11 protein-coding genes are annotated in these 12,876 nt (G+C 48.0%); 6 read left to right on the top strand and 5 right to left on the bottom strand.

Annotation, left to right across the window (positions count from 1 at the left end):
* Positions 1–149: 149 nt before the first annotated feature.
* Positions 150–1,067 carry a UDP-2,3-diacylglucosamine diphosphatase gene (locus ABV409_RS09020; RefSeq protein WP_353877255.1) on the top strand — a complete coding sequence of 306 codons (918 nt, stop codon included), beginning with the start codon at positions 150–152 and terminating at the stop codon, positions 1,065–1,067.
* Here the strand turns inward: ABV409_RS09020 and ABV409_RS09025 are convergent.
* Positions 1,026–3,935 (bottom strand): FAD-binding and (Fe-S)-binding domain-containing protein, encoded by a 2,910-nt coding sequence (locus ABV409_RS09025; protein ID WP_353877256.1) that lies wholly within the window; start codon positions 3,933–3,935, stop codon positions 1,026–1,028. The two genes, ABV409_RS09020 and ABV409_RS09025, sit on opposite strands and share 42 nt — an antisense overlap.
* An 87-nt stretch (positions 3,936–4,022) precedes the next feature.
* Between ABV409_RS09025 and ABV409_RS09030 the strand changes: the two genes are divergently transcribed.
* Complete coding sequence (locus ABV409_RS09030) at positions 4,023–4,517, top strand: hypothetical protein (protein ID WP_353877257.1); 495 nt, start codon at positions 4,023–4,025, stop codon at positions 4,515–4,517.
* 92 nt (positions 4,518–4,609) lie between these two features.
* Positions 4,610–5,722, top strand: a complete 1,113-nt coding sequence (locus ABV409_RS09035; protein WP_353877258.1) for a redoxin domain-containing protein — start codon at positions 4,610–4,612, stop codon at positions 5,720–5,722.
* A gap of 46 nt (positions 5,723–5,768) precedes the next feature.
* Here the strand turns inward: ABV409_RS09035 and ABV409_RS09040 are convergent, their stop codons facing one another.
* Positions 5,769–7,403, bottom strand: coding sequence for an LVIVD repeat-containing protein (locus tag ABV409_RS09040; protein WP_353877259.1), 1,635 nt, complete (start codon positions 7,401–7,403; stop codon positions 5,769–5,771).
* A gap of 126 nt (positions 7,404–7,529) precedes the next feature.
* Positions 7,530–8,183: a rhomboid family intramembrane serine protease gene (locus ABV409_RS09045; RefSeq protein ID WP_353877260.1), complete on the bottom strand. Its 654-nt coding sequence runs from the start codon at positions 8,181–8,183 to the stop codon at positions 7,530–7,532.
* Positions 8,184–8,237: 54 nt separating this feature from the next.
* Here ABV409_RS09045 and ABV409_RS09050 point away from each other — a divergent pair, with 54 nt between their 5' ends.
* Genes ABV409_RS09050 through ABV409_RS09060 form a run of 3 tightly spaced genes read left to right on the top strand, consistent with a single transcriptional unit; the run spans position 8,238 to position 10,513 of the window.
* The gene (locus ABV409_RS09050) at positions 8,238–9,134 is read left to right on the top strand and encodes a lysophospholipid acyltransferase family protein (protein WP_353877261.1); all 897 of its coding nucleotides are present in this window, start codon (positions 8,238–8,240) and stop codon (positions 9,132–9,134) included.
* A gap of 10 nt (positions 9,135–9,144) precedes the next feature.
* Positions 9,145–10,002, top strand: a complete 858-nt coding sequence (locus tag ABV409_RS09055; RefSeq protein ID WP_353877262.1) for an alpha/beta fold hydrolase — start codon at positions 9,145–9,147, stop codon at positions 10,000–10,002.
* Positions 9,974–10,513, top strand: a complete 540-nt coding sequence (locus tag ABV409_RS09060; protein WP_353877263.1) for a hypothetical protein — start codon at positions 9,974–9,976, stop codon at positions 10,511–10,513. The genes ABV409_RS09055 and ABV409_RS09060 overlap by 29 nt, the downstream gene beginning before the upstream one ends.
* Before the next feature lie 10 nt (positions 10,514–10,523).
* Here ABV409_RS09060 and ABV409_RS09065 read toward each other — a convergent pair whose 3' ends face one another.
* Positions 10,524–10,934 (bottom strand): response regulator, encoded by a 411-nt coding sequence (locus ABV409_RS09065; protein ID WP_353877264.1) that lies wholly within the window; start codon positions 10,932–10,934, stop codon positions 10,524–10,526.
* 2 nt (positions 10,935–10,936) lie between these two features.
* Positions 10,937–12,742 (bottom strand): sensor histidine kinase, encoded by a 1,806-nt coding sequence (locus ABV409_RS09070; RefSeq protein WP_353877265.1) that lies wholly within the window; start codon positions 12,740–12,742, stop codon positions 10,937–10,939.
* Positions 12,743–12,876: the final 134 nt, after the last annotated feature.

Raw genomic sequence — 12,876 nt, forward strand, 5'->3', positions numbered from 1 at the left:
GTTAAAAAAGCCGGTTTTCACTTAAGGTTTTGGAAACAATGGGGGTACCGGCGTGACATTATCTTAACGCAAAGCTTATGAATTCTTGATTTCAATTTGATTTTCAATTCATTGAAGCGAAGTTACTTTGTAGCCAAAATCCTATTCTAGTGAAACGACGCAAGATCGAAGTAGCCGTAATCTCCGATGTCCACCTTGGAACCTATGGGTGCCACGCCGATGAATTGTTGGCGTACCTCAACAGCATCCAACCTAAAAAGTTGCTCCTTAATGGTGACATCATCGATATGTGGCAGTTCAGCAAGCGTTATTTTCCCCCATCCCACTTGAAAGTGTTAAAAAAAGTGATCGGTATGGCCTCCAAAGGCACCGAAGTGCACTACATCACCGGAAACCATGATGAAATGTTGCGCAAATTCGCGCCGACCCTGATGGGGAATTTCAACATCAGCAACAAATTGGTCTTGGAATTGGATGGAAAGAAAGCCTGGATCTTCCATGGCGATGTCTTCGACCTGTCGATCCAAAATGCCAAATGGCTGGCCAAACTCGGGGGCTATGGGTATAATCTTTTGATCATGATCAACAGTATAGTAAATTGGATCTTGGCCCGATTGGGGCGTGAAAAGTACTCCCTCTCCAAACGCATCAAAAAAGGGGTCAAACGCGCCGTGAAGTACATTAATGATTTTGAACGTACCGCTGCCGATTTGGCTATTGAAAATGGATATGACTATGTGGTTTGCGGACACATACACCAGCCCAAAAAAGAGCGGTATGAAAACCGACACGGAAATTGCCTGTACCTAAATTCAGGGGATTGGGTAGAAAACCTCACCGCCCTCGAATACTCCTTCAAACGTTGGCGGGTGTACCACTACAACCACGATAAACTGTCTCCCTTTTTCGTCGATGAAGATCTTAAGGAAATGGATATGAACGAACTGATCGCCTCCATTACCGATAAAGAACCTGCGATTTCAATGAAGCCTGAGGAGAAACTCCCCCTTGGCGAACCCCTGGACTTAGACCAGCAGGGCCTCACGCAAGATGCTGACGGGGTGTAAGGCCGTTCGACCGGTGCCGTCCTGTATTTGATGCCTGCAGCTGGTGCCATTGGCCGAAATCAAAACGCTAGGATCTGATTTTTTGATGGATGGAAAGAGTTTAAGTGCGCCGACCTGCATGCTGATGTCATAGTGCTCTGCTTCATAACCGAACGAACCTGCCATACCGCAACAGCCGGAAGCAATGATGCTTACCTTGTAATTCTTGGGTAGGTTCAACAAGTCAAAGGTGACTTTTTGGTTCGATAAGGCCTTTTGATGGCAGTGCCCATGGATCTTGACTGTTCGCGGCTTTTCGGTAAATCGATTCGCAGTGACGCGCCCTTCCGCTATCTCGGCTGCTAGGAATTCTTCGATCAAAAAAGAAGAAGCGGCCAAGGCTTCGACAGTTTCGGAAGCTTCGAGCAAACGCGGATATTCGTCACGGAACGAGAGTACGGCCGATGGTTCCAGCCCCACTATCGGTATCTTTTCATCCAAAATCGGTCGGGCCTTTTCAACATTCCGCTTGGCTAAAGCCTTGGCTTGTTTCAAAAAACCTTTGGATAAATAGGTGCGTCCGCTTTCTGCATAAAAAAGGCGGACCTCATACCCCAGACCGATCAAAAGATCGATGGCATCCTTGCCGACCGTTACATCCATATAGCGGGTAAACTCATCGATATACAAGGCGACTTTAGATTTCGTGGGACCGCCCTTACCCCTTTGTTGTTCCAAATAGGCATCAAAATCAAAACGGTGCAACTCAGGAAAACTGCGTGCTGCCGCTACCCCACTCATGCGTTTCAGCAAACTGCCCACTCCGGAACGGTAGATGCGATTCACCAGTTTCGGACTGCGAACGGCCAAGCGGTTGATTTTGGTATTGTGGGCGAACAACTTGCTCCGCCATGAATAGCCATTGGCTTCTTGGTATTGGTGTTGGAACTCTGCTTTTAGTGTCGCTACGTCGACATTGCTCGGACATTCGCTGGCGCAAGCCTTACAACTAAGACACAGATCGAAGACCGACTTCAGTTCGTCATGGTCGAATCGGTTCGTTTTTTCGGAACCGGTCAAAAACTCCCGAAGCGTATTCGCCCGACCCCGGGTGGTATGCTGTTCGCTTTTCGTGGCATGGTAACTGGGACACATGGCCCCGCCCATATCCGCCGATTTACGGCAATCGCCACTACCATTGCATTTTTCGACGGCCTTTAAGATCCCTTCGCTATCCGAAAAATCGAGTAAGGTCTCGATCTGGGGTTCTTCGCGATCCACTTCATAACGCAAGGAGGCATCCATCGGATAGGCATCAACGATCTTGCCCGGGTTGAAAATACCATTGGGATCGAATGCCGTTTTAATTCGTTTGAGCAGGGCGTAATTCGCATCCCCGATCATCAGGGGTATAAACTCGGCCCGCACGATGCCGTCCCCGTGCTCCCCGCTGAAACTGCCCCGGTACCTTTTAGTAAGTTTCGCCACTTCGGTGGTGATCTTTCGAAAAAGGAGCACGTCTTCGGTACGTTTTAGGTTCAATATGGGGCGAAGATGGAGTTCACCCGCCCCGGCATGGGCATAATACACGGCCTCTTGACCGAAATCGGACATGATTTTCGTGAATTCGCCGATAAAATCCTTCAGGTCTCCCAAAGCTACGGCCGTATCTTCGATGCAGGCTACCGCTTTCCGGTCTCCGACCATATTGCCCAAAAGGCCTAGGCCCGCCTTTCGTAAGGCGATCGCCTTTTGGATGTCATCGCCATACAATACCGGATGATGGTAACTCAAGCCCGACGTCGCGATGGTTTTCAATAAAGCGGTGATTTGGGTGTCCAATTCTTTGGCGCTGGTCGCCCGGACCTCCAACATCAGCACACCAGCGGGATCCCCCTTGACGAAAAACCGATTTTCCATTTGTTGTCGGTTGTTCTTGGTGCAATCGAGGATCACTTTGTCCATCATCTCACACATGAAGAGGTTGTGTTGCATGGTCACGGCCACATCGGACAAACAATCCTCAAGACTGTGGTAATGGGTGGCCACCATGGCAGCATGTTCAGGCGGCAAGTCGTCGAGTTGTAGTGTGATCTCCGTGGTGAAGGCCAAGGTGCCTTCACTGCCACTCAAAAGGTGTGAAAAATTGAAAGGGGCACCTTTTTCTGTAAAAACAGCGCTTTCGAGCATGCCATCAATGGCGTAGCCCGTATTTCTTCTATGGATCTCAGGTTTGGGGAATTCCGTCCGAATCGATTCTTGGATCTGGGCATCCGACAGTTCTTTTTGGATCGTTTGGTACAATCGCCCTTCAAAATCGTTCTGGGTCAGCTTTTTCGCGAATCGTTCTGGGGTTACTTCTTCGAAAACCACTTCGCTGCCGTCGGCAAGTACGGTGCGCATGGCCACGACCTTGTCGCGGGTTACCCCGTATTGGATTGAAGTGGTGCCCGAGGAGTTGTTACCGACCATTCCCCCGATCATACAACGGTTCGAAGTCGAGGTGTTGGGTCCGAAAAAAAGACCGAATGGTTTTAAATACCGATTGAGCTCATCACGCACCACCCCAGGTTCGACGACGATCTGCTTGGTTTTCTCGTTTATCGGTCCGATTTTAGTAAAATACCTAGAGGTATCCACCACGATGCCCTCACCGACACATTGACCGGCCAAGGAGGTACCTGCCGTACGGGGAATCAAACCTACTTTATTTTCATTGGCGAAATGCACCAATTTTTTAAGATCTTCGGCATGTTTAGGGAAGCAAACCGCGGCGGGAATCTTGCGATACACCGAGGCGTCGGTAGCATAAAGGGCCTTGCTAAGTGCATCGGTCTGTAGTTCACCTTCCAAGGCCTGGGATAGCTTTTCTAAAACATTTTTATCCAATTTGGAACAATTTTTGGATGACAAACGAAGTTTATATCGCAATAGCGTTACAAAGCTATTCTTAATTTTGAACTTAAAGAGCAACTTATGAAGATTACCACATTATTTACCGTACTATTCGTTTTTGCAACAGCGAGCCTTAGTGCACAAAGTATCGCCGACCATAGTTTAGGGCTGCGTTTGGGTGATAGCGACGGATTCGGTGCCGAGATTTCGTATCAAAAATCCATCGGCCGCTACAACCGGGCGGAAATCAACTTGGGATGGCGCGACAGCCGTGAGTTCGATGCCTTCAAATTGGCAGGGGTCTACCAATGGGTTCACCAACTCGATGGCAATTTCAACTGGTACTACGGTGTCGGTGGAGGTCTCGGAAGTTCGGACTTCGAACCGGTACCCGACCGCAACCGCGATGACGGTTTCTTTCTTTTCGCCGCTGGGAATCTCGGTATCGAGTACGATTTCGACATTCCGCTTTTGTTATCCTTGGACTTTCGGCCCGAAATCGGGATCATCGGTTTCGATGAATTCGATAACGACTTTCTGTTTGACATCGCCTTGGGTATCCGCTATCAATTTTGATATGAGAACTGACAAACTAAAAAGTGCTTCCGAACGAAGCACTTTTTTTTTGCCCCCATCTAGAATCCATACCTTTGGGGAAAATCAAGGATATGAAAAAGTATTGGGCCATAGCCGGACTATTGGCCATCGCAATAACGGCATGTACCTCCGAAAAGGAAGGGTTCGTAGTCAATGGGACCATCAGTGGGGAAGTGGAAGACAGCACCCAGGTGTTCTTAAAGGCCACCGATTCGATGAATCGGGTCATCGATATCGATACGACCACCCTAGTTGGCGGCACCTTCTCTTTTGAAGGGGTCAGCGACCTTCCGAGATTACATTACCTCTTCGTCGACGGACTACGCGGCAATGTGCCCTTTATCACCGAAAACGGCACGATAACCATTTCGGCCCAAAAAGACAGCCTCCCCTACTCCGAGGTAAAAGGAACTCCCCAGAACAAACTGTTCATGGGCTATCTGAAAGAAATCCGCCGCTATGGCGAAATGGTACAATCCCTCAGACAAGACCTCAACAAGGCGCAATTGGATCGTGACACGATCGCCCTGGGATCCCTGCGGGAAGAATACTTCGAAATCCAAGAAGAAGCCAAGAATTACAACAACAGCTATATCAAAGAGCACCCTGAAGCCTTGATTTCGGCCTTGTTGCTGGATCAGGGGGTCGCCCAAAAGACCATCCCCGTGGCAGAGGCCACCGAATTGTACGAAGCCTTGACCGATGAGATCAAAGCGACCCGCCCTGGAAAACGGGTCAAACAATTATTGGAAAAGGAAAAAGCTACGGCCATTGGATCTCCAGCCCCTGATTTTTCCGGACCCACCCCGGATGGGAAGGAGTTGGCCCTGAACCAAGTAAAGGGAAAGCTGACCTTGATCGATTTTTGGGCCGCTTGGTGCAAACCCTGTCGTATGGAAAACCCGAACATCGTTTCGGTCTATGAAAAGTACAAAGACAAAGGGTTCAACGTTATCGGGGTTTCCTTAGATCGAAAAGCCGAAGATTGGCTGCAAGCCATCGAAGTGGACGGTTTGGCGTGGAACCATGTCAGCCACCTCCAGTACTTTCAAGGGCCGATTGCCGAGAAATACGGCATCAATGCGATCCCGGCCGCTTTTTTATTGGACGAAAACGGCGTCATCGTCGCCAAGAACCTGCGTGGCCCTGCCTTAGAACAGAAGGTCGCCGAGTTGTTGAACTAAAAAAGCCCCCTTACGGAGGCTTTGGTTCTTTTGTTTTAAGGCTTCGTTAAAACTTATCCTGAATATCATCGAAGGTTCCGGTTACATTGGCCGTTGGGGCGATAATCACATCCCCAAAAATATTGACAGTCGCGTTATCGCCTAAGAAGGATAGCGTGGCATTGTCTTCCAAAATCAAATCCCCATACACGGTGAGGTTTCCGTCAATGCGCATGGTTCCGTTTTCTGCAACGGTCACATCCCTTCTTCGGTTGTTACGCCCATTGATCAGGGTGCCGCGCATTTCGAACACCGCGTCCTCTTCGACATCGATACCGTTTCGGACCGTCCATGTTCCGCACAACAACAATTCCCCCTGTACTTGAATGGAATTGAATCGTTTCGAACCGCTGTATTCTTGGGTCTCTCCCGTTCCTACGAATAATTTGGAACTGCCGCTGTATTCAGGGGCATCGGAACAGGCCGCTTCCAAACTGTTCGAGGGTTTGTTCATTTTGATAATCTGTAATCCTTCGCGTCCCGAGGCGGCGAAAATATAATCTCCCTTTGAAGCAACATAGTTGATCGAACCGTTGAGTTCAATGATCCCGACCACATCAAAACTGCCATTTTCCTCAGAGATACAAAGTCCGGCCCCACCATTGGCCATCAATAGCGCCCCTTCGTTCAAGGCGGTGGCGTTGGTAACGATGTCGGATTCGGCCGTATCTTCAGGGTTGATGACGATCGGTACGTTCTCCAACAAGGTGCCCGAGCTCAAATCATAGATTCCGGCCCCGTTACTTCCTTCGGCCACTACGACCTTATCATCGGAAATGGCCAGGGTTCGTTTATCCGCAATCCTAAAATCGGCACTGATCGGAATTTGACTGGTCTCCATCAGGGATCCATCCAATAAACGGACACCTAAACTGGCATCCAGCACCGCGATTTGACCATTATGAACAGCAACGGAACGTAAATCGGTAAATGGAGCCTCTTGAATGATTTCCAATTCATTCCGATCGTATTCGGTGATATATCCATCTTTACCGCTGGTGACCAAAATTCCGGAGGTGGTCGCCTTCACATCATTGGCCACGAATCCTTGTTGGAACCCAAGCGAATAACCGGCATTCAGACTGAAGCGGCCGTTATCGACGCGTAGCTTGATGATAAAGGAATTGCCCGTTGCGATCACCGATTGTTCCGAATCAACGCCTCCTACGGCATACACATAGTTGCTCTCATACATGATGGAACTCAAGTCGGCATTCGTAAAATACAAACGTGAAGTTACCCGTGGACTGTTGGGATCGCCTACGTAGATGATATCGATGGCCCCGGCGTATTGCTCATTGACCGTATTGTAAGATACATACGCATAGTCGCCGACCAAATCGACATGGGTGGCCGTCAGGTTGTTCGCGCCACTAAAAGAAGGTGGCGATACTCTGGCGACCAAAGTCAATGGATAGTCGCCAGCTTGTTCGTCCAAAAAACGGGACTGTTGTCCACCGTCTTCCTGCTCGTCATAAATATCAAGTACACCGCTTTCGGCATAGCTGATGCTCGAGGTCAATACCGTTTCGTTGGTCTCCAAAGACAGGTTATCATCCTGGTCTTCAAAGACGGTCGTGGTATCGGAACAAGCTTGAAATAAAAAGGTAAAAAGTAGGCTTAGAAGTAATACTCTTCTCATAATGGGGGTGATTGGTGTAAAAAACAAACGGGAAGCCCCAACGGATGGTACGTAAGACCCTATTTTTTCGATGAAGTGCACGAAAACGTTAGAAAATCAGGGGAATTGTAAGTTATATCTTACTAATTAAGATAGTTTGCCCGTTTTTTCAAGGACGAACAAAATCACGATAGGCACCGCCAATAGGAAGACCATCAGGGTATCGGTCGCCAAAAGACTTGGTCGGAACAGCAAGGTGGTGACATAGCCCCCAATGGCCCCACCGAAATGGGCCGTATGACCGATATTGCCCAGGCGGCTTTTCATGCCATAAATAGAATAAAGCAAATACCCAATACCCAATACATAGGCCGGTAAGGGTATCGGAATGAACATGAGGGCCAATCTCATATCGGGTTGTAATAGGATCGCGGCATACAATACCCCGGTGACCGCACCACTGGCCCCCACCGCACTATAAAACGGCTCTTCTTTATGAAAAAACAGCGCCAATAAGCTGCCCGCAACCAAACTGATGAAATACAAGATGACGAAATTGGTGCTGCCCAACCAGCTGATCACCACATCAGCGAAAAAATACAGCGTGAACATGTTGAAAAACAAATGGGCGAAATCAACATGGAGGAAGCCGGAGGTCAACAGCCTTTCACGCTGCCCGGCCTGGATGCCGCCGATACTGAACTTATACCGTTCAAAGAATGACGAATCGCTGAAACCCCGTAAGGAAACCAAAACATTGGCCGCCATGATCGCAATCGTAACCGCATGCATATTGTACATAACCAAGGGGGTTTGGCATCAAATATAGCTATATTTGTCCATACGTTTTTTCGGATGCAATTGCTTGTATTTCTTGTGGCCTATCCGCTATTGTGGCTCATTTCAAGGCTACCTTTCAGACTACTTTATGGATTATCGGACGGTATGTACCTCTTGGTCTATTACTGCTTTGGTTACCGCAAAAAAGTGGTGCGTTCGAATCTGGAATTGGTGTTCCCTGACAAACCCAAAACAGAGATCGATCGCATACAAAAGCGCTTCTATGCCCATATGATCGATATGTTCATGGAAATGATCAAAACCATGGGACTTTCCAATGCCGCGTTACATAAACGCTTTGTTTTCGAAAACGTGGAAGTCTTGCATCAACTTGAAGCGCAAGGAAAGAGCATCATGCTGATGTTTCCGCATTACGCCAGTTGGGAATGGGCCATATCGCTTGACGCCCATATCGCTTCCAAAGGGTACGGTATCTATCAACCCATTAAAAACAAGTATTTCGATCAACTGATCCGCGATATCCGAAGCAAATTCGGTACGACCCTGATTACCACGAAAGTCACCAAAGATACCGTCAAGAAAAACCGACAGGATGGGCAATTAAGCATGTACGGCATCTTGAGCGATCAATCGCCTATGTTAAAAAAAGCGGTGCACTGGTGCGACTTTATGGGGATTACCGTTCCGGTACACACTGGAGCGGAAGGCCTTTGCAAGACCTTGGACCTTCCGGCCGTTTACTTAAAGGTCACCAAGCTGAAACGGGGCTATTACGAAGGTACCTTCAAAGTGTTGGCCGACTCCCCAAAGGATATCCCGAATTTTGGAATTACGGAAGCATTTTTACGGGAAGTCGAACATTCGATCCGTGAAGCCCCTGAATATTATTTTTGGACCCATAAACGATGGAAGCATCGCGATAAAGTTCCGACCAAGCACTTAAATCCTTAATCCGACAGCCTTGAAACGATTCCTTAAAAAACGGTATCTCATTGGGTTCTTACTCCTAGGGTACCTGCTTTTTGTCAACTCTTGTATGACCATGCGCACCTCCAAAAAGAAAACCAAAGCCTATTTCGATAGTAAAAACCTTGGGTATGTGGACCGCACCGAAACCATAAACGATAGGGACATCCATTATATCCAAACCGGCAACCCCAATGCCCCTACCCTGGTCTTCGTACACGGATCACCCGGCAGCTGGGATGCGTACAAGGCCTATTTAAGTGACACTACCCTGATGCGTTCGTACCGGATCATCGCTCCGGACCGACCGGGATTCGGATACAGCGATTTTCGTTCCAGCGTGGCCTTGGGCCCACAGGCCGAACTTTTGAATACCTTATTGAAACAATTGGACAACGGCCAGCCCTACACCCTGATCGGGCATTCGTATGGTGGCCCTTTGGTCGTGAAAATGGCCCTAGAGGCCCCGGAATTGATCCAAAACCTGGTCATCTTGGCCGGTGCTCTTGATCCCGATGCGGAGAAACCCGAAAAATGGCGCAAACCGTTGACCTGGGTACCCTTAAAGTATTTGGTACCCGGATCCCTCAAACCCTCCAACGATGAGCTTTGGATGTTGAAAGAGGATTTGAAAACGATGAAACCACTTTTAGGAGGGTTGCGGCAACGGGTGTTGATCATCCATGGAACCAACGACAAACTGGTACCGTATCGCAATGTGGCCTTTATGGAAGCTGCATTTACCAACGTGGCCGAATTGAAGACCATTACCCTGGAGAACGAGCGGCACTTCATTGTGTGGGACCGTGAACCCTTGATCAAAGATGCTATCCGGGATTGGACGACTGAATAGTTTGGGATACTTTTACGTTGCCATGCGCATCCTATTCAGAAAATTTACAGCCAAACCGAGTACCCTAAGCTGCATCAGGGTTGATGGCAGTATGACTTGGACGCCCCTTCACCCCGGTACCGAGGGTCACGATCTGGCGCATTTCGCCGTAGAGAAGGTAATGGGTTTTCAAAAGGCGTTCTATGGCCTGTTATCGGAGGGGTTTGAGATCCAAGACTTTGAATTGCCCAAAGAAAAGCGACCGAAGGCACTTTGGCCCAAGAACCTATCCCAAGAAGCCCTGGTGACCGAACATCTGGTCAACCTTTTGACCATTTCCTCCTTAGACACCCAAGGGGACTTCGATTTGTTGGCCACGCTAGTACCCATTTTAGATTCCAATGCTTTGGAACTGCCCACAGGCTTGGACCACAGGCAATGTTCTGAAATCCAAAGGGAGTTTAGCGTGTTATGGGGTCAATGGGTCGCCCTGCAGCCGGGAGCTACACTGGAGCTCCATTTTCCTGAATAACAACCTGGACTTAGGAGTTCAATTCGGACTTAATTTTGTTCAAGTCCTCCTTAGTCAAGGGTTTGGTAATGTACCCATTGATAAAGTCATATTCAGTAGAAAGCATATAATCACCATGGTCGATCGAAGAGGTCAAGATGAATATGGCACATTCCGCCCTGACCCTAGGATCGATGGTCTTTAATTCTTCCAGGAATTCCCAGCCGTTCATGACAGGCATATTGATATCCAAAAAGATCGCGTCAGGGAGTTGTTCCCCCGCTTCACATAAGGCATGCAATCGCTCGAAACCTTCCAAACCGTTCTCGAATTCTTCGACAGAGTTTGAAAATCCCTCTTGCTCGACGAAGACGGCCGCAGCGGTTCTGAAAATGAAATCATCGTCTATGATATATAAAGAAATAGCCCCTTCTGACCCCATGTTTAGTTCTTGTTGAAAATTAATTTAAAGGTGGTCCCTTGATCTACCTGACTGGTTACATCGATGGTCCCGTCCATCGCCTCCATCTGATTTTTTACTATGAATAGCCCAAAGCCGGTGGCATCCGAATTTCCGTGAAAGGTTTTGTACATCCCAAAGAGTTTATGGCCGAACCGTTTGAGATCGATGCCCTTGCCATTGTCTTCGAAAAGCACGGCGACTTGGTGTTTGTTCTCTTTGATACCGATTTTAATTCGCAACGGCCTACTGGGCTGGCGGTACTTGATGCTGTTGGTCAAGAGATTCAAGATGATGCTGTTGAAATACGGGCGGATGCCATGGATCTGAACGGTTTTCGGAACGGCGACCTCGATTTCCGCCTTGGCATTTTCCACCAAGGCATTCACACTTTGCACCACTTTTTCAAGTTCTCGATGCACTTTGATATCTTCAAATTCGCGTTCCTTATTGTTGCGGATGCTGATTACCTCGTTGAGCTGCATGACCGTTTCGTTCAAGCGTTCGGCCGCCACTTTGATCATTTCGGTGAATTTCCGCTCCTTTTGTGCATCAACACCATCCAACAACATTCCGGATAGCATGAGGAGGTTGCTCGAATTCGATCGCAGATTGTGTGATACGATGTGTGCGAAATTCAATAGGCTTTTGTTCTGTTTTTCCGTGATTTCAAGCAGCTTGTGCAGTCGTTGCTGCGAATTTTTAAGACGGGTAATATCGGTATTGGCCCCCACCATTCGCGTGGCATTCCCTTTTTCATCGCGGAACACCTTGGCCATGCCGGTAATGTGCTTGACCGCCCCATCGGATTGGATGATGCGGAATTCGGTATTGAAATCGCGCTCGCCTATAATGGCCAAACGCACTTCTTCTTCACAGCGCTCACGATCCTCGGGATGCACGGTGCTTTCCCAGGCATCGTAGTCGCCACTGAATTTACTTTTCTCCACCCCATAGAGCTTGTACATGTTTTCATCCCAAATCAGGGTGTTTTCCGTAATGTTGAAATCCCAGATCCCGATATTGGCACTTTCTACGGCGATGCGCATTCGATCGTTCAAGGCATCGTAGCGCTCCATTTCGAGTTTGGAATGGTGAATGTCTTGGAACACCCCGAAAAGGCGCGAGCACTTCCCATTGACGAATTCGCCATGACCGATGGCCCGAACCCATTTCTCATTGCCATTCGCGGTGACGATTATCAATTCCTCATCCCAGGCATCACCGGTCTCAATTGCATGGGAAACCAATTCGGTAATACGCTCCCTATGAAACCCTTTTTTATAAAAGTTGATGCCTTTCTCCAGATCAGGAACGAAATCCATCGGCACTTCATGGATCGCTTTGGTCTGATCGGACCAGAACAACTTATTATTGATCAAATCGACTTCCCAACTTCCGATCTTGGCCACCTTTTCGGCCTTTTGGGCGATATCCAACGCCACTTTGTTTTTAGTGACCTCATCGAAATAAAGGAAGTAGCATTCGCTCTTTTCACAAGGATACAAGGACAATTTGAACCATTTCAGTTCGCTTTTCCGGGTGACATGCATCAAATAGTCATCGTTGGAACGGTTCAGGAATCCTTCCGATACCTTGAAATCAGAAAAAGATGTTGGCCATTCCCCTAAAAGGTCTTCGGCAGCTTGTTGTAAAATACTGTTGTCTTCAACTTCCAACATATCGAGCATCGGCACGGAAAAGTTTTTGATTATCAAATCTTTATCCAGCACCAACATTGGGAATGGAAGTTGTCTGACAGACAATGGGATATCCTGTAAGGTAGCCATTGGCGTAATTTTCGGTTGAAATGGCGGTTTAGCACTTGATTTGAAAACGTAGGAATTTTCCTATTATTATATTAAACGGCTAAAGAAGAACTTGAATTGTCACAAAAGATGGTTTAACTGACTCTATGTAGCAA

Source organism: Flagellimonas algarum (assembly GCF_040513375.1).
In the GTDB taxonomy this organism is placed as follows: Bacteria; Bacteroidota; Bacteroidia; order Flavobacteriales; family Flavobacteriaceae; genus Flagellimonas_B; species Flagellimonas_B algarum.